The organism is Paenibacillus sp. FSL R5-0887 (assembly GCF_038002305.1).
Classification (GTDB): Bacteria; Bacillota; Bacilli; order Paenibacillales; family Paenibacillaceae; genus Paenibacillus_AQ; species Paenibacillus_AQ odorifer.
Genome location: NZ_JBBOCE010000002.1, coordinates 1074137 through 1099428, shown reverse-complemented (window position 1 = coordinate 1099428; position 25292 = coordinate 1074137). Strand labels below are relative to the sequence as shown.

Sequence of the window (25292 nt, the reverse complement as noted above, 5' to 3'; positions counted from 1 at the left end):
GAAACGGTTGGTTGTCATCAATAAGGATGTTTGCTTTATATTGGTTCATCTTAGCTTTCAGGTCTATTGGACCTCCGGGTCCCAGCGGTATTTGGCTTCACGAATGTCAGCTACCCTGAGGTCTAAGCCGTTCCAAGGTTCATGGGGATTCGCAGCAATGAGTTTGGACAACCGCAAGAAACGGTCCTTGGGCAGATCTTGCACGTATCGGCCAATCATATTGGAGTAGAGCAGGGCATAACGCTTCATTCTTACCGCCGCTCCTGCAACGCTCGTAAGGATGGTTAAGCCGTTAGCCATCTGGCGAATCTCCACTTCATAGTTCTTCACGTAGCGTAGTGTACGATCCTTAATGAGATCGGGACGGACTTTAGCGATCTCGCCGATATATTCGGCTAGCAGTGGTTCGAAGTCTTTTAGAAGAAGCTGCTCCAGTTCTAGATCCATATCCTTGCGGAGTAAAAATCCATGCAGCAAAGCCACTCGCTGCCGCGCGATCCGGTCGCCGCGAAGCAGGATGGAGAGCTCCCGCAGCTTCTCATAGGCAAGAACATCATCCTCACGGAGTACGGAGACAGCTTCCTGACGGTTGACCTCCAGCCCTTCCTTGATGATGCCGATCCCACGACCAAGCAGCTCATTGAGAGAACGAAGATTCTCGTTCTGCCTTACTTTTCGCTGCGTATAGTACAATAGTCCAGCAAGCACAAGACCCCCGGCACCACACAATATCATTTGTTGGATGCTATTTCCAAAATAGACAGAGGCTAGTGTGAGCAGTAAGATGAATAGTAGGCGGGTATGCATCTTCCGTCTGGCTAGTGATGCTGCGTGCTGCTCTACAGCAATAAGTGAGGCTCTGCCACATTTGCTACAGCGGTCTTCGCCAAGAGCGGTATACCGCCCGCAGTGGCGACAGATGCGCAGCTTGTCATAAGCGTAACGCGGGGCCTTGAAAGGCCGGAAGGTAACGGGTCTTTTCTTATTCACGGCCTTTATCGCCTCCGTTCAAAGCGGCTAGCAGTCGATCGTTAATATCATCACGTGTCAGTGGTTTGCGCTGATGTGCGGCATAAATGGAAATCTGAATTACGGCAATTAGGAACGTAATCCCAAGAATGACGTATGAAATCATGGAACAATCCTTTCTCATGGACGCTCTGCAGTCCAGATGGCTTTTAGAATGATAATCTTCTATGCATCAATGCACTGGGTCCGGCGGTCCTAAAGTTGAAGTTTACAAGGTTTAATTATATCATAATGGCATGCTATTTACAGATTTTAGCGATAGTGCTGAACCTGTCATATGTGCCTAATATAACACAAGAGGAGCCCTATTTATGCTTCGTAAATATCAAAGTATTAGAACAACCAAGACTCTCTTTCTACGTATCTTTCCGGCATTGCTCCTGGCTCTTTGTCTAGCTGCCTCGCCTTTTGCAGCTGTTAAGGCCTATGCGGCAACGTCGGCGCAATCTCACATTGACGCTGTGCTTCTTATTGATGTCAGCAACTCCATGAAGACTAGTGACAAGAACAAAATCGCCAACGAAGCGATGAAAATGTTCATAGATATGTTATCCACCCAAGGTGATAAAGTAGGTATTGTTGCCTATACCGACAAGGTGCAACGGGAAAAGGCCCTGCTGCAAATTAGCTCGGAGAGCGATAAGCAGGATTTGAAGGATTTTATTGATGGTTTGGACCGAGGAGCTTACACCGATATCGCTATTGGCGTAGAGGAAGCTGTAAAGGTTCTGCAGAATGGAAGTGACCCTTCCCATGAGCCTATCATTGTAATGCTCGCTGACGGCAATAACGATTTCAACAAAGCGACAGGCCGGACGCAAAGTGAATCAGATAAAGAGCTGAAGGCGGCCGTAGAGGTTGCCAAAAAGAATGGCTATCCCATCTATACCATTGGACTTAATGCAGATGGCAAGCTGAATAAACAAAGCCTCGCCGACCTGTCCAATGAGACGGGTGGTAAAGCATTTTCGACGGACTCAGCAGACGATCTGCCGCAAATCCTGAGTGAGATTTTTGCCAGCCATTTGAAGCTGAAGGTAGTGCCTGTGCAGTCGATTACTGCAAATGGCGATTATCAGGACGTGACCGTCAACGTGCCTAACGGCAGTGTTTTGGAAGCCAATATCTCAATTATGTCTTCACAGCCTGTGACAGCGAAATTAACGGACCCGTCAGGTAAAGAAGTTGCGATCCCCTCAAACAATGTCCTGCTGTCCAAGTCTTCTACTTATAGCTTGATTAAGCTACTGTCACCGCAGGAAGGAGATTGGAAACTTCAGGTTAAAGGTGTGCCAAAGGATAAGATTGATATTAATCTAGTCTTTAACTATGACCTGGAGCTTAAGATCGATGCGCTGCCATCAGCAACCTATAAAAAGGGTGATAAAATCGACATCACCTCGCATCTGTTCAGCAACGGTACTCAGGTAACACTCAGTAATTTGTATCAAGATATGAAGGCGGTACTGCTTGCTACAGATATTGATACAGGTGATGTGCAAGAAATCGAACTGGATAACTCCGGAGCTGTCTTCAAGGGTACCTTTGAGGTAAAAGAAAGCCATAACTACGAGTTGAAGGTACGGGCAGAGGAAAGCAGCTTTTATCGGGAAAGTGCACCTGTCCAGATCAGCGCGAAGACAGGCGGAGCAGCAACAACAGCACCTTCTACAGGGGCTGGCAACGAAGAACCCCTGAAGGAAGCCTCATCCAAAACCCTGTATTACATTATAGGGGGCATTCTTTTAGTGCTGGCAGCGGGTGCAGCATGGTATGTGCTGAATAAGAAATCGGCACGTGGTTTTGTTGGACAGCTGGTAGTAGAGGTTAAAGACAGCAATACGGGTGAGAAGACCTACCCACAATATAAGAAGCTTGCAGGCTTCAAGGGCAAGTTCACCCTTCATCAGCTGCTGCAATTGGCGCCTGAACTGAAGGAGAGCGAAACTGTTATTTTCACACCGGCTAAGAATGACCGATTGCTGTTACGCAGCGGAGAAGGTGTTACTGTGGAGAGATCCGGACGTGCTGCGGATGCTTCGCGTGGTCTTGAACTGAAGAGTGGGGACCGCGTTTCAGTATCTCTACAGACGGTAGATAAGACGATTTATCTGGAATATTTAGTATAGTAGGCAATGGCAATGTATGCCGCAGAAACAGTTTTGCTGCAAGATATCTGAAGTACAGCTTCCGCAAAACTTTTAGGAGGATAAGCATATGAAACCAGTAGTAAGAGAGCATATACAGCAATTGGATGTATCACTAGGCGGCGGGATTGTCAGCGATAAGATCAGGGTGGATACGATTGATAATCCGATCCTGATCATTGGACTAGGCGGCACGGGCATTGATGCTCTGCTGCGTCTTAAATATCAGATTAACCGCCGCTTTAAGCTGCCGGAGGATCCGATATCCAAGAAGAAACGGGACAAGCCGGATAATGTGGAATTTCTAGCTTTTGAGACGAATGAACAGGATCGTGGAAAAAAATACAAAGGCATTGGGCTGGACCCGCAAAATGAATTTGTACTGTTGGCGAATGCCGAAATCGGCGGATTGTTGCAGAACCGCAGTATCCTCGATTCCTATATTACGGATTGGCTGTCACCTGAGCTGAGTATTACAGATGGTATGAATGGTGCTGCTGGTGTGCGGCAGGCTGGACGTCTGCTTTTGTTCACCAAGATTAATCAGGTTGTAGGAGCGATTGATAAGAAGATCAAGACGTTATCCGTAGGCACTAACAAAAAGCTGATGGTCTTTCTGCTGACAGGTCTGTCGGGCGGTACAGGCAGTGGGGCTTTCTTGGATATTGCCTATATCGTACGCGGTATTATTGAACGTGACTACGGATCAGCCGGTATTGACCGTGTGAACACACTGGGTTATCTCTTTACACCTGACGTGAACCTGTCTAATAAAAGTCTAAGCGAGCACACGCGTGAATATATTCGCAAGAACGGTTATGCAGCGCTAAAAGAGCTGGATTACTGGATGAATGTGGACAGTCGTGGTGAGCGGTTCCAGCAGCAATACGGTAATATTTTGACGGTAAATTCACCGCTGCCTCCATTTAATCTATGTCATTTGATCTCTGCAACGAATACCGAGGGTAAGCTGCTGGAGAATGCGTACGATTACTGTATGAACGTAACGGCGGAGAACATCACGAACTTTATGGCGAGTGAAGAAAAACAGTCTGGTGAAGAATTCGCCATCCATGACTATATCAGTAATATCCGCACCAACATTGCGCAGATGAACAAGACCTACCCAGCTAACTATGAATACAACATTATCGGTGCCTCGTCCGCTGTGCTTCCGATTGAGGAAATGACGACTTACCTGGCTTTCCGCTTGTTTGATAAAATGGAAAAAATGTTCCAGCAGGCGCCAGGTCAAGAGGATGTAGAGAAATTCGCACGTAAGCTTGGAATTGATCTCGACAGTATGATCAAGACGTTTGAATCCCGTGTGCCTGAGCCGTTGCCAGGCTACGAGAACAGCGAACGCTTGAGCCATGCCAATGTTGTTAAGAATCAAGTGGTAAGCATGGATACAGAGCTGGAGCAGAACTTCCTGGCTCGTGCCCGTGAAGAATATATCAAATCGAAAAAGCAGCTGCCTGGCGAAATTGTGGGACGTTTCAGTGAAGAGCTGGAGCGCATCTTCCTGCATCCAGAGCAAGGGCCGTTCTACGTTTCCCGCTTGCTGTATACCGAGAAGGGCTTCTGTATTTTGAAGCTGATTCAGTCTTATATTGAGGCTTTACGTGAAAGCTTGTTGCGTTTGCCACGTGATATTGAGACAGCGCAGGACAGTGCGGATGAGAAGCTGAGCGATGCCCGCAGTGCTTTTGTCTCCAAAGAGAAGAAGAAAAATGCCTATATTGAGGCTAAAATCAATGAGTATTGGCTGCACGCCGATGTAGAACGCACTGAGCAAATGATTCAATTTTACGAGGACTTATATGAGCTCTTAAACGATGAGAACAGCCGGATTTACGGTGTGTTTACAGAGATTCTTAGTGCGCTTAGCTCGATTTTTGCCAAGAACGGGGACATCCTTATCAATGGCGAAGAGCAGGCAGACTATAAAGGAAACAAAACTTATTATTGGAACATTGTGAACGTGCCGGATATTTCGGCGACCATCTCCAAGATCATGGATCAGAAGGACGGCGACGACCTGATTCGTGACTTCACCCGTGAAATGCTGAAGCATTCCGGACGTTGGGTCAAAGAGCAGGAGATTGATATCGTTCGCTCAATTTCGGAATTCCTTAGCGATAAGTTTGGGGATCTGATTACCCGTTCGATGGAGGATTTCCTTGTGATGAAATTCGGCCATGAAGAGCCGCTGGATAAATTCGTTGAGCGGATTATTGCCGGTAAATTGGACGAAGAGGCTGTGCCTACCTTCCACCTTAGCAATAGCTCGGGTAGCTTACATTTCCCATCATGGGGTTTCGTTTCCGTGCCTGTTAAAGCGCCGGGTATCCTAAAAGGGATTCGTAATTATCAGAATAATGCGCTTGGCAAATCGCAATTTACGATCAAGGAAAGCCAAGTGAAAAATCGTATTTTCTGGCTTAATACACGTAATGGTGTGCCACTTTTCGTATACACGCCGCTGCGGGTGTTTGAAGAAAACTATGAGCGGACCATTCTCGACAAGGAAGGGATCGGCCGCCATCTCGTGATGACGGATAAGAACAACTGGACGTACCTGCCTTCTCCGATTCCAGAAAAATCATGGGGCGACACTTACGTCAATTCTCGTGTACGTGATTATAACGCTAGAGTGCGTGCAGACTTTGCAAAAGCGCTGGCAAGTGGAGTCATTATTGAAAAAGGTGTAGATGAGAACACAAGTAACAGATATTCTGTTGTGTTCACCAAACCTTTTGATCTGGACGCCATTTTGAACGGTTTCGATATGCAGCTGCAATCTACACGCCCAAATCTCGGTGAAGTGAAGAAGGCGGTTGATGAGCTGAAGAGCCTGCGTGAGAAGGGCTTGGAGCGGGAAGGCATTAAAGATATCTTTGGCAGCATCAACAAGGACATGGCGCAGGAGAATCTCATTCGTTCACCGCAGCTGATTTCACGTGTTCGTGTGGAGCTGGCTAAATATGCTGAACTGACTGCCAAAGCCGCTGAGCTTGAAGGTGTGCTTCATCAATATCTGGACGAAGATAAGTGGATGGATCAGTTCATTGAAGCTTTGTATACGGACAGCATTATCAAAAAAGGCGCACTCTACGTTTATGACCGTGATGAAGAAGAGGACGCTTGGGAGCCGTTTGCTAATTTGATGAAAGAGCGCAGCTACGTAGAGTATGCCGTGTATCGGCACTTCCGGGAGCTGGATGAGAAGAGCCGCAGCGTACTGCTGCGTAAGGCAGCACGTCGTGCAGGTGAAATGACTGCCGCTGAAGACGTTACCCCGCTGCTCTATAAGCTGGAAGGACTGTATGTATCATTCCTGGAAGCACGCGATAGCTTGGAGTACGAACGGGTAGAGTATGAGAGCGGCGATGAGATGTACGGATTCTACAAGAGCATGACTAGCAAGCTCGGCAGTATCCGCAGAAAGTTGAAATAGGCCTATGATCAAAACACAGGCATTATCTTATGGTGAACAATATGCGGTACAGGAAGAGGCACAGCGCAGCAAAGGGGATGGACGCAGCAGCATCCATTACCCTGCCCTGTTTCTGTTCGTAGGCGACAAGGTTGCTCCGGCCATCGGTCCGGTGCTGGATAGCTGCGAACGAAAATGGGATAACGCCGGCGGTGTTATGGCATTACATGCTGTGTCAGGTGCGGCAAAAGAGGGAATAGACGGAAGTATAAGTGGATCAGTTGCGGGAGGAAAAGACCGGGTGCTGGCCATGGCCTTGCCGGAAACGGCAGGGTCAGATCCACGCACTGTGCGTCATGAACTTTACCGCAAGTTTCATGAGGATACACGTTATCTTGCTGAAATGAATAAAGTTATCCGGCGGCTGAGCAACAGTATAGCGGATTATGGACGTCTATATTCATCTTTTGACGTCATCCATCTCTCTATCATTACGCGGGTTGATGATCCGCTTAATGTATTGCTGCCGGAAATTACACTGCTGGCTCGTGCTGTACTCGGCCAGTCCTTTAAGTCCGTACAGACAGATCTCTACGCTCTGATCAATGAGCGGGAGCAAGGGGATAATTTTGGATATTCCAGCTCAGTAGGGCTGGCTTTTCTGCGTGAATTGGACAGAATGCAAGCTACGGACTATAAGTTTAATGCGCCGTTACTTGTGACGGAAGACGGTCTGTCGATTCCAGTTGCCCATGGTCCTTCCGCATTATTTGACCTTGTGTATCTGCTCTCCGATAAGAATGAGCGCGGTATGATGTCTGCACACGGTATGGATGACAACTACGAGATTATTTCTCATATTAGTCTGCTCAAAAATCGGGTCCGCCCGGCTTCTGATCAGGCTACTGGTCATGGCGGATATAACAATATGACCTTCAAAAGCGGCATCAGGGGCAGCACTGGAAGACAAGGCTACGCCTCTGCTGGCTTTTCCGGGGTAAGAAGACCTAATGTTCAAATTGCTTTGGCGGTGCTGTATCATGCGTTCCGGCGGCTTGTCTCCGATATGCGTGAGGGCAGTTCGTGGACTATACGTGAACGGCAGGCTTTGTTAGGGCTGGACCCTGACAGCTTGCGGGAACACGCGGTACAGCTACTTCCGGAGAAAGACGGCCTGAATGAAATGACGGGGTTAATGAGTCACGGACGCCCTTCCTATAATGAACTGAAGCAGCTGTCACTTCGTGAAGCTGAACGGCAGTTGTTCGGTGACGGGGGCGAAGCTTATTTCCGCAATAACTTTGTGGCAGAGTCAAACCGGAGAGTAGAGGGAATGAATCCATTACGCCAATGGCGCACTATGCTGGCGGCACAGGAAACATCTACGCCAGCGGTAAGCTTTTATCAGCTTGCGGAGTGGACGGCAGATCGTGATGAAGCCGGAAGTGTGCTCCATCTTTTACGTCAGCATATGGCAGGCTTACGTTCCGCGATTCTCTCCATGCAGGAGGAGCTTGAGGATCTTTATGCAGAAAGCGTGGAGCGCCAGCCGTTCCAGCGTGTGCCGCTTTTTGACAAAAGAACAGTACGTAACTTCATTCATTACTTATTCTCAGCCGTATATGGCAAAAAATATGAACTATTGGGCCTAGAAAGTGAGCTTGCCCTATGCAGTCGTTTGGAATCTGCACTTGAGCAGCTTCATATGGAAAGTATGGCCCGTGTGAAAGCTATGGAGACTTTGGAGGAAGAATTGCGTATTACTGTTATGGACAGCATTGGGCGAACAAACGAAACAACGGGCCAGAACGTAATGGAATACTACCGCGTAGTCACAGAAGAAGTGATGAAGGATATCGAAACCCGGCGTGGACCTGGAATATTCTTCAGTGAGAAGTACATGGGCAGTATCTCCAAGCTCTTAGAACAAGGGAAAGAAGCTGTGATTGAGCGTTTGATTGATATTTGCCGCCGGGAGCTGCTGACAGCAGAACCTTTCAATTTATCTTTTGAGGAAGAGCTTCTGCGGCGTGCAAATGTTGCGGCAGCCTATGAGAATCGTCAGGTTCTATCGAGGGAAGAGCTGTTCAAGCGCTTGTATCATAATTTAGAAGAGGGCGCGGCCATTAATGTTCGGTTATTCGAATATACGCAAGAGCATCGTCATGAGGAGAAATATTTCTTCGGAGACAGTTCATCAGAGTTTCTACGCTACGCCTTTGGAGTAGATGAGACAACCCGGATTTACCGGTTAGGATTCGTGCATGAGCAGCGGAGGAGCGGAGTGGAGAAGCTAAACCTGATGGGCGGCTTTCATTTAGAAGACCTGCTCTATTATCGCAACGGTAAGGTCTATTATGAGACTTATGCTCAGAATGGCTATCAGCTCCATGGGCTGAGTGAAGATCAGCTTCCTGAGATGCGCTGATGGCGTAATAGTTAGGCCCCCTCACTTTGAGTCCCTTTATTGCCTTTGTGCAATAGAGTCATCGGATATAACGCTTAATTAGAGTTCCGGGATAGGGACATTTCTCCTTATTTCCAATGCACACTATGCAATAGAATAGAAATAGTTGTTCCTCCTACTCCATTCTATTGCACAAAGTGCAATCTGGGGGATGATATCACATCCGGGTAGCCCGTTTATCGGGCAGCATAACCCCCGGATTGTTTAAAGGATAAGAGTACAATTCAGATTTTACCCGGAAAGGAAGTATAACGATGCAGAGAAAAATCAATCTGCTGCTGCTCTTCTTCAGTCTGATCGGCGGCGGGGTCGCCTTTCTTTTTGGCGAATGGCTGCTAAGCTGGTATAACGATCTGCCTTCCATCCTGCTTGTGGGTATTTATTTTGCCATTGTGGCGCTGGGAGTCGGTGTAGGCTGCCTGCTTGCAGAGATGATCTCGCCACGGCTGAACGGAGCTTCATGGAAACAACGCTACCTGGGGTTATCGTGGAAGCTGCTGCCTCTGATGATTGTTCTTGCACTTGGTGTTGGAGCCTTAACGGAGTTTGTTTATGAGCTGAATTTTGGCGGAGCCAGACCAGTTAAGAATGTAGTAATGGCTATCGATGACTCAGGCAGTATGACACAGAGTGATCCCGATAATAGCCGGTATTCCGCAGCAAAAGCGTTAATTACAAAAATGGACACTGACAATAAGGTAGCCGTGGTGACCTTTAACAACGAAGCTGTAGTTGTCCAACCTTTAACGCCACTTTCAAATTCGGAGAATCGTGAGAAGGTGCTGACTGCAATCGATAATCTGCAGCCAACCGAAGGCGGTACGAATATTAGCGGTGCGGTCTCGGAGGCACTCAAGGAGATTGACAGTGACGGCAAAAAAGACCAAGGAGCCATGGTCATCTTGTTGTCTGACGGAGTGAGTAATTTCGATACCACAAGAGAGTTGCAGGCTTATGTAGAGCGCGGCATTGCCGTGAATACCATTGGTCTGGGCTTGAATGATCCAGCAGGCACTCAGCTGTTGCAGGATATTGCGAGAGTGACAGGCGGACACTATTATGATGTCAAGGATTCAGCCCTACTGGGCGATGTGTTCCAGCAGATCTATGACCGTCTGGGAGATCGGACGCTGCTAACTGAGCGCAGTGATTCAACGGCAGACAGTCCTTATTATGCTGCGGTTCGTATTTTGTCACTGATGTTGATGGGAGCTGCGCTTGGATTAGGTCTGGGAATTATGTTTGATAACCGTCATTTGGCTAAAAGCTTTGGGATTGGCGGCGTAATATCAGGCTTGTTCGCAGGACTGATTCTGGAATTTGGACTTAGCGGTGACTCCTTTACAGATAGTCTTATTCGTCTTCTGGCTGTTCTTATATTAGCTGCTATTATTGCATTATTTACAGGCGTCATTCCGGTAGGAGAAGGACGTATTTATCGAAATAGAAGAAACAATAACGCAGCGCCTGCACCAGCATCGGATAACTTTCCGGGTCGGCGCAGAAGCCGGAACAGCAAAGGATTCTAGTCTAGCGGAAAGGGGTTTACAGTAATGAGGTACGCCGAGGTTAATGCTTCCGCTCCGGGAATAACGGATGTGACATCCCAAGTGGATGACCGATTCTGTACGCTGAGATGGCGCTGGCCGGACGGCGTGCAGGCGGTGTACATCCACAAAACCTCCGCAGAAGCGGCTGACATGGGAACCGGAGATGATCCGCCGATCGGGATGAAGCTCTACACTCGTGAGGAATACAAATCTAACAATGGTTATCGTGATCGATTGGATGAGATCGGATTGATATCCTATACGATATTTGCTCGTCTTGCTGAGAACGGTGAGACTGCCCTGGTGAGGCAAAATGATGGTGTGAACCGGGTGATGGTCAGTGCAGGCAAAGCCCGGATCTATTATTCCATTCAACAAAAAAAGGCCTTATTCGGAAAACAAAAGACCGTACATATGGCGATTACGGCAGAAGTGCCCGTGGCACGGGATGTCCTCTGTTATGTCAAGAAACGTGGAGGGCATCCGGCAGGGAAAGAGGATGGTATTCTCTTTCCCTTCGTTCAGGATTTCGCTCCTGGACGCAATGTACTTCCGCCGATTGAAATCGGTAAGGATGATTTTGTACGCATCTTTTTCACCGATGGCAAGAAATATGGGCTTTATTACGAATTGGTACCGGAGTGAGACTCGGTCTACACGTACAAGCGGGTAATGAGCAGTGGCGTTCATAGCAAGTACGTAGATACAACTTTTGGGAGGATGAGTAGATGTCTTTTTTTAGCCGTTTTATGAAAAAGAATCAGCCGGAGCCGCGGCCGCTTTTTTACGATATAGTGTGTCCGTATTGCTTCACCAAGTTCTCTCCGGAGGATGTCGTCTTTCGGGCTATGCACAGCCGGGAGGACGATGAAAATTACGCATTGGGTGAGGATGACGCCTTGAACAAATACCGTGAGCGCTTTGGGCTTGATACGGTAGATGACATAGAAGCGATTATCAACCCGGCGGATATTCCGGAAGAATATCATCATTACACGGATCATGTGTTAACTGGGCTTACGGATCGTTACGGTGTGCTTACGCGCAGACGGCTTTGCCCGTCCTGCCATAATGAGCTGCCGGTGACTGCCGGGAAGGTGCCGAGTAACATCATCTCGATTATCGGGGCATCCCAAGTCGGGAAATCGGTGTATATGACCTCGCTGATCCACACATTGCAGCATACTACAGCAGGTCATTTTGATGCCGCTTGTATGCCGCTTAATGCAGAGATTAGCCGTAAGTTCCGTACATTATATGAGGAACCGCTTTTTGAGCGTGGGGATCTGCTGGCTTCTACACAGAAGGAAAAAATGCAGGAGCCTTTTATCTTTCAATTTGTCTTTAAGGATGAAAATAAACCGCCACTGACACTTGTATTCTTTGATGTAGCAGGTGAGGGGATGGTGGATCAGGATTATCTTGGACTTCATGGTCAGCATATCAAGAACTCTGCGGGTATTCTGTTTATGGTCGATCCGTTGCAAATCCGTTCTATCCGTGAAAAAATTCATATTAACATCGGTGACCGCCCGGGAGAATGGGTCTCACAATATGACGAGCCGCGCGATGTGGTGCTGACGATGTTCGGTGATTTTATTGCCTATCAGGAAAAGAGCAAAACAGACATTCCAACAGCGGTTGTGCTTGCCAAAAGTGATATGCTGCATTCACTGAAGGATGAGGATGGCGATTACATCAAGTCCAACAGCAATGTGTTCAATAACTATGTTCATCGCAAAACATTAAACATGGACGAATTCCATAATATCGACGGGGAAATTCGCAGATTTATTGGTAAGGTGGACAGACCCTTTAAAGATACAATGGATGTTTATTTCGCGAATACGGGTTATTTTGCAGTATCTGCGTTGGGCAGCAACCCTGTGAATCAAAAGATTGAGGGTGTAGTAAGCCCGATTCGTGTAGACGAGCCTTTTATTTGGCTGCTGCATAAGCTGAAGTATATTGAGGGGAGCGACGGCCCGTGAATGTTTTCTCAGGGTCAACAATCGCCCAACAGATGTACACCCGCGAACGCCGCGGAGTGTTTCGTTCCACAGAAGGCTTCGATACGGTAGCTAAATCAGATAGTCTAGACAATAATTTTGTGAAAAAAATCCTTCATCCCTTCTGCCTCTACGATGCTCCTGCGGAGTTAACCGCACGTGGAGAGAAGGATGAGGCTGCATATCCTGGTGCGCTGCACCTATTTCATGCTGAGAACGGGGATACAGTTATTGGGGTTAGTCGTTATCAAGCGGCCGATTTCACAGGCCAACGAAGCGCTTTTTTTGCACATAACTATGTAGTTCCTGCTTCACGTTCCGAAGAAATTGTGCAGAGCTATGTAGACTGGCTGCATGCTGATTTTGCAGAGCGTTATACTGGAGAGCTTGGTGGAACCTTGCCGGAGCTGCCCTCTATTCCAGTTGTTCGCACAGACCGCAGCCCGGATCCAATCGCAGGCTTACGTCTGTTAGGGATTGATGAAGGGATATTCAAGGCATTATTGCAAGCGGTGATGCTCTCTGTAGCAGGTAAGAAAAAAATCTACGTGGCTCTAAACGTACCTATCACCGAGTTGTCTGCGCGGGCGGTGGAGCTTACAGAAATTCTGTATAGCGTGCTGCCGTATGAATTCCGCCGTAGATTAGGCGTGATTACCTATGCGAATGAACCGCAAAGCCGTAAATATATACATCTTAGCTTTGTGGAAAAAGGTTCACTTCGTCCCGGTGACCGCAGTATTGAGAAGGATTATACCTTTGATTTGGCTTCCGGACGGATGGGGAATGTCGATTTTGGCGAGACCCGCCAGCCTTATGCTGATTTGGTGTGGAAGCTATTACTGCTGAATCCAGGAGATATTAACGACTTCGTTAGCTTCGCCGATCAGATTCTGCGTGGAGAGAGTCCTGAGCACAAGCTAACCCTTTCTTTCTATAATGAGCTGGCTATATTTTATGAGATTGAGCAAGGGAACGAGCATTTATATACGGAAAACAAGAGTGCGGTGCTAAGTGGTTTGCTTTCTTACCTTAAACCAGACGGTGCAATTCATTCTAGAATCCGCTTGAATGATATTTTCTTAGAACGGTTTGACCGGGAATTTGATCTGATTCGGCAAAGAAATGTGCCAGATCCGGCGATTATGGAATGCTTTAAAGAGTATTTTGTACTTAAGGATCACAATTACAGGGTCAGAATCGTGGATTATTTCATCAATGGGATGCTTCATAGTGTGGAAGCGGGCCGCAAGGATATTTTGAGTGCTGCTTACGGGATCATTGAGAGTAATGATGAGTTAAGTGCAGCTTACTTCCAGCGCGTGATGTCTGAAACTTATTTCCGTAAGCAGCTACTTGAGCCTTATATGGAATCAAGACTAGCTGCGGCGTCCAGATCTGCGGATATTCTGAGCTTTGTGCTCCATTGGGGGCGGTTCCTGCCAGTGGCGTTAGAGCAGTCTTTTGCTCAAAATGCTGTGAAGGATTATTTGCTAGAAAAGCTCCAGCTGGAGCATGATCCGGTGGCTTCTGTGGCGGAAATTCATGAAATTGTAGATAAGGCAGAAAAAGATCGCCGCAAAGGAACGGGAGTTGCTCCTAGAGCACTCTCCCTAATGCAGGATCTTGCTGCTTCAGCAGATAGATTCTTACTGAACCGCTTATCGCTTTCTGATATGACGCAGGAGGAGCTTCTGGAGGTAGTTTTTTTACGGTATGGTAATGTTGTCGATTGGCAGCCGCCACTGGATAGGATTAGCAAGCAGAAAGAGAATGCGCTGCGTGCCGCTTACCGCTGGTTTGGTGAAGAGAAGCCGAATGAGGAGATTTTTACAGGATTGTCTCCGCAGGAACTAGACGATGTGCAGCTACTGGGTCGTCGTTTGCTAAAAGAGGCGCGTGTTCTGGAACCCTTTGAACGGCTTCCGCTAGCCTTTTACTACACAACTCAGCGTGAAGGGGGTCCGCTGGATTACGATGCGCTTCTGGAGCTGTTAAAGCGTAAAGCCGGTTCCGACAAAGAAATCATCTATCGGTTTTTTGCTTGGTCGCAAGGCAATCCTTTATTTACGGTTTCGAATAAAAAGCTGCAACCGGGTTACCGTAAGGCGATTCTGAAGTATTTCCTGAGCAGTGATCGTGAAGCGTTCAAGAATCGGGAATTCCGAAAGAACTATGTCGCGGCAGCTCGGCCTGCTCTGCAAAATGTGTACAATGAAGCCCGTTCCCAACTGGCTTCCCCGCTGGCGCGCTGGATCAGCCGCAGCCGATTTCGACTCTTAATCTCCGGCTCCATTACGGGTATTCTGGTGATTATTGCAATTATCGTATTCAGTATGCTGCGTCCGGATGATACGAAGACGGCTCTGCCGGGGACAAGCCCTGAGCCGACCCCTGTTCAGAGTGCAGGCAATATGCTGCCTCCAGCTTCAGTATACTTGAAGGATCAGAGCGTCGAAGGAGATAAGGGGAGCAGCATATTGGTGTTCACCTTCGCAAGTGCAGATGACTGTGTGCAGTTTCAACCGACTGAGATTAGTTTAATGTCTTCGTCTACAGAGATAGATAAAAGCTTTAAGGTCGCTGCCACGAATGGCACTTGTCCAGTGCCGTTAACGGATGGGACGGATGAGGGAAACACCGCTGACGAGTCAGATACCGCTGGCACTACTGGAGGAACAGCAGAAGGTGCAGATGCTACTAATGCTGTAGCTGATGCATCTCCGTCTCCTACGCCTTCCTCTGATACTGAGGACAGCACTGGGTTGCCTTCCGCAACAGCTGTGACTGAAGGTGAACAACCTTCCTATCAGGTTGAGGTTACATTGGAGCCTGGAGTGACAATTCTAGAGAAAAGTATGATCAAAGCCGGAAGATTTACACTGATCGTAGATCCCGACCCTAATATTCCACCAGCTTCTGATTCAAGTGCTGAACCCTCCCCGACTGCAAGTCCGGAAGGAACAGCAGAATAACAAGCTTTCTGAACAGCAATACCTACCGGGAGGTGGTATATTGCTGTTCATTTTTTTTGCTGCCCATACTTAGCTTTTCTATAGACATGCTATGTATTAATAGATATGATTATGGATGTCAAAATAAGATACTACATACTGGAAAAGGTGCAGACTCTATCAATCTAGTCGTCTGCTTAAAAGGGAAGTCCGGTGCAAGAGTCCGGCGCGGTCCCGCCACTGTATGTGCGGAGCGTTTCTTCTATAAGCCACTGCCCCGAAGGTAGGGTGGGAAGGTGAAGAACAGCGATGAAGCATTAGCCAGGAGACCTGCCTTTTTCGTGAGCGTTTCTATTCTTCGTGGGGTAAGAATGTGGAACATATACAGATGGACTGTTGGCAGGAAGCAAGCGCCGCAGCCTCAATTTGTAATCTTCCCTGACCGCCCTCCAAAGGGGCGGTCTTTATGTTATGCGTCTTATTCCCGGCAGTACCCATTCTTATACAGAAAGAGGTTAAACAATGAAGAAAATCATGTCTTCCAAGTTTGTAGCACTTGGGCTGGCCTTATTCATGGTCATTTCAATTCTAGGAACATCTCTTGCTCCGGCGGGACAAATATTTGCAGAAGCGAGCGCTGGCGCCGGTCTGGAGGCAACTGCTGCGGAGCGGATTAATGTTGCGGATGCGACTTATGCGGCTGCAGAATATCTCTTGAAAGGTGGCGTGCAATCGGATTGGCAAGCCATTGGATTAGCGCAAGCAGGGTACAAGCTGCCAGCTAGTTACCATTCAGAGCTTGAGAAAAAAGTAAAGGATGCAGCTGGAAATTTCGCCAATGTAACCGATTATGCTCGAATCGTGCTCGCAGTGAGAGCGATTGGTGCAGATCCTACTAGCTTTGCTGGTAACGGAACGACTCCTGGCTATAATCTGATTGAGAAAATTTATAATAACAGCAAGCTCAGTGAACAGACGCTTAATAATCCGGTATATGCTTTACTTGCGCTGGATTCTGGTAAATATAATATCCCAAGTGACGCGAAATGGACGGCGGATAAGCTCCTTACGGAGATTCTCTCCAAACAGAATCCAGATGGGGGCTTTGCACTAACCTCAGGCGCAAGTGAGCCTGATATGACAGCGATAACCTTGACGGCTCTGGCGGCACATAAAAATAATCCCGAAGCCTACTTAGCAGGGCTACAAGCCGTAGCCTGGTTATCCGCAGCTCAAGATAGCCATGGGGGTTACGGTGACAGTGCTGAAAGTAGCGCACAAGCAATCCTTGGACTCACATCCTTCGGAGTTGATCCTAGTGGATTAGAATACACCAAAAACAAAGTGGATCTAATGGAGAACCTGCTTAGCTATCGTCTAGCTGATGGTAGCTTCACCCATAGCCGTGGTGGAAGCAGTAATGTTCTGGCGACAGAGCAAGGGCTTCAGGCGCTGGTTGCCTATAATTTGCTGTATAAAGGAAGCAACAGTAAGCTATACGATTTTTCCAAATCCTCCATTCAGAGCTCACTCATCTACGCTCCAGTAACGATTGAGGGACCACAGGCCACGTTGGCACAAGGGTACGCCTATGCTGGCAACGCACTTGGAGCGTTAGAGAAGCTGGCGCTTCAAACGAACTTGCCGATCACGAATCCTTCGGGCAGTTATGTGACTGGCATCGGAAGTATTGCTGCTGGAAGCTTTGGTGGTTATGACGGATGGATGTATGTTGTATCGCGTGACGGAAAATGGATTAATCCCGATGTAGGCATGAGTGATTTTGTACTTAAAGATTCAGATCAGGTACTGGTTTATTATGCCGGAGACGACACTAAGCTTGTGGATTCCGTTACGCTTTCCAAAGCAAATCTTAAAGAGGGCAATTCTTTTACCGTCACTGTAACTAGTAAGACGTGGAAATGGGACGCTGCTACGAATACTTCCTCTCCTGTAACTGCAAAAGCTGCGGGTGTTCAGGTCCAAATTGGAGCTCACAAGGTAACGACGAATGCTAAAGGTGAGGCCGTATTCTCAGGAAATATGCCCGCAGGTGACTATACACTGACTGTAACTGGCTACCGTGAAGGTAAAGCCCCAACGATTGCTAAATATACAAAAGCTCTAAAGGTGATTTCTAAGAATGTAACAGCTTCGCTTACCGTTGAAGGCCCGGAAGGGTTGATTAGTGAGGGGACTTTAAAAGCCTCCAATGCCCTTGAAGCGTTGCAACAACTAGGGTCTACCGATGATTTTAAAGTAGATATCACCAAATCGTCTTATGGCAACTTTGTATCAGGTATCCATGGAGTTTCGCAAGGTACTTACGACGGATGGTGGAGCTTCGTGGTATCACGCGGCGGGGAGTGGATATATCCAAGTGTGGGTATGGATGCGTTCGAACTACAGGAATCCGATCGTGTGCTTGTCTATTATGCAGGAGAAAATACACAGGTTGTAGATTCTGTGGTGCTTTCCCCATCACAGCCAAAAGCTAATGAAGCTTTTACTGTAAAGGTTTCACAGAAAAAGTGGGTGTGGAATCAGGAAAGCTTCACTTCTGATCCGGTTATCTCACCGGCTGCAGGTGTGCAGGTTTCGATTGGTGATAAGAAGGTAATCACGAATGAACAAGGTGTAGCTGTTGTTGATGGGGGTCTCCCGGCAAATAGCTATACACTGACTGTTACCGGTTATACTAAAGACAGCGTACCGAGCGTAGCGCGTTATACTCAGTCTCTGACTGTCGGATCGTCTGTTATTGCTCCAGCAAAAGCTACCGCTACCCTCTCAGTGATTGGAGATAGCCGGAAAGGAACCATCCTAGCCAGTACAACAGTAGCTCTAAAAGAGGGCGAAACGGCTTATAGCTTACTAGTCAGTCAATTAGGGACTAAGGTAGTATCATCCGGCAATGCTGGAAGCATCTACGTGAAATCTATTGACGGGTTGGCTGAATTTGATGGAGGTCCAAGCAGCGGATGGAAGTATAAAACGAACCGGGATGCGGATCCAAGCATCAGTGCAGACAGTTATATTTTGCAGAACGGTGATACTTTGTACTGGTACTATACCTCTGGAGAATAAGGAAGAGGAAGTTTGAGGAGGCGGGCACAGGGATTCGGAGTAATAGCGGATCGGGTGCCCGTCCTTTTTATATTTGAGGAAAGTCGTTTTATGACAATATATACTTTTATTCGACACAATATTTAAAAAATCATCAAACTCTTAGCCCTTCCGACCGATAAAAATAGATAGATCATAAGATAATGTGAAGGCGGAGTGTAGATGAAAAATTTGAAAGTGAAATACAAAATAGGGTTGCTTTTGGTATTCGCTGTAATCATGGTTAATGTTGTAGGTGGCATAGGCATCATTACGATGACCCAAATGGCCGAAAAAACAAATGAGACATATAATGAAAATTTATTGCCTGTTTCTTACGTAGGGCAGATGCGTACGAATAATCGGGCTATTGAATCCTATCTTTTGGAGCGTTTGATTAGCGTAAATGCCAGCAAAAACAAAGAACTTTCTGAGAGTATCCAAGTGAAGGTTCAGGATAATAATGAACTTATGAACAAGGTGAAAGCGATTCAGTATAATGATCCTGCTATTGTAAGTAAAATCAAAGAGTATGAATCCTTTTTGCCAGATTATCGTGCACAGCGGGATAACATTATAAAGATTGCTGATAGTAATCATAATCAAGAGGCCTATAAAGTATTTTCAGGCGAATTTAACGAATCCCGTGAAAAAATGATCAACCTACTTAAAGGAATTAGTGATTCTTTGCTTAAAGATGCTGATGAACACAATTCAGATTCCATGGCAACCGCTAAAAGCATGCGGGTAAACAATACCATAATGATTACGTTCGCCTGGGTGATTTGTTTCGTAATTAGTATTGCAATTATTCGACTGATAACAAAACCCCTTAAAGAACTGCAAGGACTAATGAAGCGGGCAGAAGATGGAGATTTGACTGTGGTAGCAACTTACACCGCTAAGGATGAGATCGGCCAAATTAACAGTTCATTTAACAATATGCTGCAGGGCTTGCGGAAGATGATGCAAGGGATTGCAGAGAGTGCAGAACTGCTGTCAGCTTCATCGGAAGAGATGAGCGCTAGTGCTGAGCAGACCTCATTGGCTTCACAAATGATCGCTGTATCTTCTGGAGAGATTGCTGCGGGATTTGATGAGCAGACAGAGAGCATTAACAGTACAACACGTTCAATAAAAGCAATGACCAATGATATTGCAGCCGTAGAGGGCAGCAGCTATGAAATGTCGGATCTTATGGGAGTAGTTTCCGGTTCATCGGATCGTGGAGTAGAGGCTGTAGACCAAATCATTGTGCAGATGAAGGAAATTGACCTCAGTGTAACTCAGAGTCAGGAGATTGTTTCTAATCTAGGGACATTGTCACAAGAGATTAATACAATTATTACAACGATTAACGGTATTGCTACACAGACGAATCTGCTTGCGCTCAATGCTTCTATAGAAGCAGCACGGGCTGGTGAGCATGGACGGGGATTTGCTGTAGTTGCTGGAGAAATTCGTAATCTGGCGGAAGCAACTAGAAATAGTTCTTTGCGGGTTACAGATATTATTACACATATCCAAAAGCAAACCGAAAGCGCAGTAGAATCCATGGCTTTGGGTACTGAGCTAGTCACCAATGGCGTAGTTCAAAGTCATCTGGTATCTCAAGCTTTTCATGAGATTCAGACTTCCATTAAAGAAGCTACCTTACAGACAGCGGAGATTAGAGAAGCGGTTGCTCATGTAGCCATGGAATCACAAGGTGTGGCAGCAGCTATGGAACAGGTCAACGTTATATCTAGCAAAGGTGCAGAAGGTGTTCAGGACACAAGTGCAGCGAGTCAGGAGCAACTATCCGCAATGGAGGAAATGTCAGCTTCAGCTCAGTATTTAGCGGTGCTCGCAGAAGATCTGCAAAAGACATTGTCCAGCTTCAAACTATAGGCTTCATAATATTGTTAAAACCAGCAGAGCAGCGGTTCTCCAGTAACGGAGATCGCTGCTCTGCTGTTTGTAATTATAGCAGATTGGGAGCAAGTGCGAGCCAACTGATCTCAGTTGGTCAAGGGGGAGGGATGTAAGCTGGTCTCAGTAGGTCAGGAGCGGATAGATGTAAGCTGGTTTCAGCGGGTCAAGGGGGGAGAGATGTAAGCAGGTCTCAGTAGGTCAAGGGGGGAGAGATGAAAGTTGATCTCAGTAGGTCAGGAGCGTATAGACGTAAGTTGGTCCCAGCAGGTTGCGGGCAAACATATGCTATGTGATCTCCAGCCCACACTAGTGGTAAGACGGAGGCGTGGAAACAATAAAAACCTAGGAGATGATCGGTATGCTCATACATCGTAACCCCGTACCCCGTAACTCGTATCCCGTACCCCGTACCCCGTACCCCGTAACTCGTATCCCGTACCCCGTACCCCGTACCCCGTACCCCGTACCCCGTACCCCGTACCCCGTACCCCGTACCCCGTACCCCGTACCCCGTACCCCGTACCCCGTACCCCGTACCCCGTACCCCGTACCCCGTACCCCGTACCCCGTACCCCGTACCCCGTACCCCATACCCCATACCCCGTACCCCTAGTGTTCCCGGCTGATCTCTAGTTTTTCAAACACACTGTCTACTTGATATTCCCCAGTTTAAGGTCATCTGGGTCCGATGCGTGGGCTCATACCCATCCCCATATGCTATCGGACTCAGTAGCCGCTATTTGCACATTTATCGCCTTTATAGCGAAGTTTCGGACACCAGTGCAGCTATTGGTGTGGAAAACGCTGATAACTGGTGTTTTTTGCACCAATAGCGGCTATGAGGTCCGATAGTATCCGAAATATAGCTAAATCCAGCAATTAAGGTCATCTGAGTCCGATAGCGTGGGCTCATACTCATCCCCATATGCTATCGGACTCAGTAGCCGCTATTTGCCCATTTATCGCCTTTGTAGCAAAGTTTCGGACTCCAGTGCAACTATTGGTGTGGAAAACACTGGTAACTGGTGGTTATTGCACCAATAGCGGCTATGAGGTCCTATAGCATCCGAAATGTAGCTAAATCCAGCAATTAAGGTCATCTGGGTCCGATGCGTGGACTCATACTCATCCCAACTGGTTTGGCGGACACAGCAGACGCCATTCGCTCATTTAGTGGCTTGGGAGTGGAGTTTAGGACTCAGCAGCCGCTATTTCCATATTTATCGCCATTGGAGCGAAGTTTCGGACTCCAGTGCAACTATTGGTGTGGAAAACGCTGATAACTGGTGTTTTTCGCACCAATAGAGGCTATGTGGTCCGATAGCATCCGAAATATAGCTAAATCCAGCAATTAAGGTCATCTGAGTCCGATAGCGTGGGCTCATACTCATCCCCATATGCTATCGGACTCAGTAGCCGCTATTTGCCCAATTATCGCCATAGGAGCAAAGTTTCGGACTCCAATGCAGCTATTGGTGTGGAAAACACTGATAACTGGTGTTTTTTGCACCAATAGCGGCTATGAGGTCCGATAGCATCTGAAATATAGCTAAATCCAGCAATTAAGGTCATCTGCGTCCGATAGCGTGGGCCCATACTCATCCCCATAGGCTATCGGACACAGCAGACGCCATTCGCTCATTTAGTGGCTTGGGAGTGGAGTTTCGGACTACACAGTAGCTGCTATTCGCATATTTGTCGCCATAGGAGCGAAGTTTAGGACTCAGCAGCCGCTATTTGCCCATTTATCGCCATTGGAGCAAAGTTTCGGACACGAGTGCAGCTACTGGTGTGGAAAACGCTGATAACAGGTGTTTTTCGCACCAATAGCGGCTATGTGGACCGATAACACCCGAAATAGAGGCAAATCCAGCAATTAAGGTCATCTGGGTCCGATAGAAAAATTCGGGAGCATGAATGTGGTTGGATTAAACAAAAATTAGTGTTTAGTTCAAGACCAAAAAAAGAGGGAATCCCAATAGCTAGTTCACAGCTGTTGGGATTCCCTCTTGATTTTTTTGAAAAACTCAGCGTGTATCCTTCCAGAAATTCAGAGGTTTCAGATCTGAGCTAATGACGTGGAATGTATATCCTTCTTTTTTCAATGACTCTAAGATACGCGGAAGTACTTTAAGCGTAGCTTTTTGATCATGCATCAGAATCACTGGATTGGTCTGCGATTTCTGCAGCTTATGAACCTGATTCATTACCGAATTATAGATCGTCGTACTAGCATCCTTGTATTTCCAATCCTCTGAGTCCACGTTCCAATCCCATAGATGATAACCTTGAGCCAAGACTTTATCTCTAAAGGCCTTTGTGAAATAAGGCTTGCTTCCATAAGGAGGACGAATCAGTGTAGTGCTTTGACCTGTAATCTTTTTCAAAATGGCATTATCGTTATCCATCTCTCCCAGCGCAGCCGCAGGTGAAGCATAAAACTTCTCTTTCCGGTGCGTCATTCCATGCAATGCGAGAGCATGCCCTTCATTCGCAATCCGTTTCACTTGCGCAGTATGCTGGTTCATATTCGGTCCGATCATGAAAAAAGTTGCCTTCGCATCATATTTTGCCAAAATATCAAGCAATGTAGAAGTTGTAGCCGTTGGCCCATCATCAAAGGTGAGGTATACGGTCTTACCTTGCTTCCCAACAGTTGGCGTAGAAGTTCCAGGAGTTGCGGTTGGCTTCAATTCCTTTTTAAACTTACTTACAAATGTTGCATCATCTAATGTAGCCGAGCCGTCTTTTACACGCAATAAATATTGATCTGCTTTAAAGGAAATTCCAAAACCAAGATAAGAGGTCAATTTCAGTGGAACCATTGTTTTTCCGTTTTTCAAAAATGTACTCATGGATATGGTCTTTCCATCGCCTAGAGTAGCTGTTGCATGATCATTCAGCAGTTTGATTGATCTGTTCTGACCTGTAACTTTTATCCCATCGCTCACTCCAGTTAGCGTTAACTTAAGTTCCTGTGATAGATCACGTAGAGGAACGTAATAGGTATCTTTTACCGAAACTGCTTCAATAGTTGTTAACTTATCGTTCACACCTAACCTAAGGGAGCCTGCACCTGCTGCATTCACTGAATCTATCGCTCGTATTGATCCGGAACCAATGAATAATACGATTAATAATAGCCATACTTTCTTTAAAGACATCGTCAAAAATCTCCTATCTATGTATATTTGTCTATTACCTTATCATACATTGATAGAATGAAATTTGAGAGATTGTAACCCCCAGCAGAATAATTTGTTACCTTTTAGAAGTTAACTGTGATTTCAACCACAATCATAAAAAGCACGCGACTCCGGCTAAATACTGGCGCATCAACAAAAAATGGTTAAAATCACCCCGTTTTGCGCAGAATAGATGTGTCTAAATTAGCAACTTTAGTAAACTATTGAACAAAGTTTGAACGGAATTTTTCAACCCATAAACAGCGCCGTTACAGTGATCTTTATCATACTATTAGAAACTTGTAACAAATTGATCACACATATTTAACTTGTTCGCCATTATTAAGGTCTTTTTTAGGCTAAATGGAAAAATAAGTCTTTTGCTTTCTTCCCCATAAATTCTTACTATATATTAAGGTTAATGTTGAGGGTTAATAAAAGAAGTATTGAAGGAAGGAGCTTAAGCATGAACAAAAAGGGACCGTTATACGCTTTATTTCTCAGCCTAATTTTACTCTTGCCAGGATGCAGTTCAATCGCTGTTCTGAATCCGAAGGGGCCGGCTGCAAGAACTTTATCTGACACGATCATTCTCTCCATTGTTATGATGCTCGGCGTTCTGGCAGTTGTCTACATCTTATATGTCTTTGTGCTTTTGAAATACCGTGCTAAAAAAAGCAACGAAGATTATATTCCTCCTCACGAGGAAGGAAACAAATGGCTGGAGGCTATCTGGATTACCATTCCGATTATTATCGTGGCATTCCTCTCCGTAGTCACCGTCAAAACAACAGTAGATGTAGAAAATGTTGCAGCGGATTATAAAGATCAGAAACCGCTAGTAATTTATGCTTCCTCCTCTAACTGGAAATGGCATTTCAGCTACCCAGAAGAAGGTATCGAAACAGTAAACTACGTTAACATTCCAGTTCACCGCGCTGTAGAGTTCAGATTGTATTCTTTCGGTACGATCTCAAGTCTTTGGATCCCACAATTGGGAGGACAAAAATACGCGATGAGCGACATGATCACAACCTTGCATCTTTCAGCTGATACTGTAGGTTCTTATGTCGGAAGAAATGCGAACTTTAATGGTAAGGGCTTTGCCCACATGGAGTTTGAAACACTTGCGATGACAGATAAGGACTATCAGGAATGGGTGAAAGACGTTAAAGAAACGGCGGGTCCACTGACGGAAGATGAATTTAAAGGTCTTTTGGAAATGGAACATGTCGGACGTAAAACGTATACGAATACTCACTTATCCTTTAGCCCGCCTCCGGGAAGCCATGGTGACCATATGAGTAATGGTGGCACTGAAATGGATACGGATAACGGAAGTATGGAGCATCAGGATAATAAAGAAATTCACCCGACTCCAGCACCATCCAGCGAGACGGAATTCAACACCGAGCCTAATCCAGAACTGGATGAGCCGACACCTAGTTCTCCATTAGAAGAGAGCACAACACATGACGGACACTAGTCAATGT

14 protein-coding genes and 1 riboswitch are annotated in these 25292 nt (G+C 46.5%); of the genes, 10 read left to right on the top strand and 4 right to left on the bottom strand.

Features of this window, described 5'->3' with window-relative positions; translation table 11 throughout:
* Positions 1-63 precede the first annotated feature (63 nt).
* Both MKY14_RS22875 and MKY14_RS22870 read right to left on the bottom strand, forming a co-directional pair.
* Positions 64-990, bottom strand: a complete 927-nt coding sequence (locus MKY14_RS22875) for a hypothetical protein (protein WP_076308978.1) — start codon at positions 988-990, stop codon at positions 64-66.
* Positions 983-1135, bottom strand: a complete 153-nt coding sequence (locus MKY14_RS22870) for a hypothetical protein (protein ID WP_155986556.1) — start codon at positions 1133-1135, stop codon at positions 983-985. Before MKY14_RS22870 ends, MKY14_RS22875 begins: the two co-directional genes overlap by 8 nt.
* Positions 1136-1340: 205 nt before the next feature.
* On the opposite strand from MKY14_RS22870, the gene MKY14_RS22865 reads away from it, so the two are divergent.
* The 9 genes from MKY14_RS22865 (at position 1341) to MKY14_RS22825 (ending at position 20590) form a co-directional block, all read left to right on the top strand.
* Positions 1341-3158 (top strand): vWA domain-containing protein, encoded by a 1818-nt coding sequence (locus MKY14_RS22865; protein WP_340977391.1) that lies wholly within the window; start codon positions 1341-1343, stop codon positions 3156-3158.
* Between the two features lie 88 nt (positions 3159-3246).
* Positions 3247-6636, top strand: a complete 3390-nt coding sequence (locus MKY14_RS22860) for a tubulin-like doman-containing protein (RefSeq protein ID WP_076194441.1) — start codon at positions 3247-3249, stop codon at positions 6634-6636.
* A 4-nt stretch (positions 6637-6640) separates the two neighbouring features.
* The gene (locus MKY14_RS22855; RefSeq protein WP_081387959.1) at positions 6641-9043 is read left to right on the top strand and encodes a transcription initiation factor TFIID; all 2403 of its coding nucleotides are present in this window, start codon (positions 6641-6643) and stop codon (positions 9041-9043) included.
* A 293-nt stretch (positions 9044-9336) separates the two neighbouring features.
* Positions 9337-10611 (top strand): vWA domain-containing protein, encoded by a 1275-nt coding sequence (locus MKY14_RS22850; RefSeq protein WP_076129588.1) that lies wholly within the window; start codon positions 9337-9339, stop codon positions 10609-10611.
* A 24-nt stretch (positions 10612-10635) separates the two neighbouring features.
* Complete coding sequence (locus tag MKY14_RS22845) at positions 10636-11277, top strand: beta-mannanase (RefSeq protein ID WP_076099551.1); 642 nt, start codon at positions 10636-10638, stop codon at positions 11275-11277.
* An 83-nt stretch (positions 11278-11360) separates the two neighbouring features.
* Complete coding sequence (locus tag MKY14_RS22840) at positions 11361-12623, top strand: hypothetical protein (RefSeq protein WP_076129587.1); 1263 nt, start codon at positions 11361-11363, stop codon at positions 12621-12623.
* Complete coding sequence (locus MKY14_RS22835; protein WP_340977386.1) at positions 12620-15616, top strand: GAP1-N2 domain-containing protein; 2997 nt, start codon at positions 12620-12622, stop codon at positions 15614-15616. Before MKY14_RS22840 ends, MKY14_RS22835 begins: the two co-directional genes overlap by 4 nt.
* A 128-nt stretch (positions 15617-15744) precedes the next feature.
* A riboswitch (cobalamin riboswitch) is annotated at positions 15745-15947 on the top strand.
* Positions 15948-16117: 170 nt separating this feature from the next.
* On the top strand, positions 16118-18682 hold the full coding sequence (locus MKY14_RS22830) for a DUF4430 domain-containing protein (protein ID WP_340977385.1): 2565 nt from the start codon (positions 16118-16120) through the stop codon (positions 18680-18682).
* 201 nt (positions 18683-18883) lie between these two features.
* Positions 18884-20590, top strand: a complete 1707-nt coding sequence (locus tag MKY14_RS22825; protein ID WP_076185021.1) for a methyl-accepting chemotaxis protein — start codon at positions 18884-18886, stop codon at positions 20588-20590.
* Positions 20591-20956: 366 nt separating this feature from the next.
* On the opposite strand, the gene MKY14_RS22820 is transcribed toward MKY14_RS22825, so the two are convergent.
* Both MKY14_RS22820 and MKY14_RS22815 read right to left on the bottom strand, forming a co-directional pair.
* Complete coding sequence (locus tag MKY14_RS22820; protein WP_340977384.1) at positions 20957-21205, bottom strand: hypothetical protein; 249 nt, start codon at positions 21203-21205, stop codon at positions 20957-20959.
* A 1436-nt stretch (positions 21206-22641) separates the two neighbouring features.
* Complete coding sequence (locus tag MKY14_RS22815; protein WP_076185022.1) at positions 22642-23778, bottom strand: polysaccharide deacetylase; 1137 nt, start codon at positions 23776-23778, stop codon at positions 22642-22644.
* A 487-nt stretch (positions 23779-24265) separates the two neighbouring features.
* On the opposite strand from MKY14_RS22815, the gene qoxA reads away from it, so the two are divergent.
* Positions 24266-25285 (top strand): cytochrome aa3 quinol oxidase subunit II, encoded by a 1020-nt coding sequence (gene qoxA, locus MKY14_RS22810; protein WP_036680822.1) that lies wholly within the window; start codon positions 24266-24268, stop codon positions 25283-25285.
* Positions 25286-25292 lie beyond the last annotated feature (7 nt).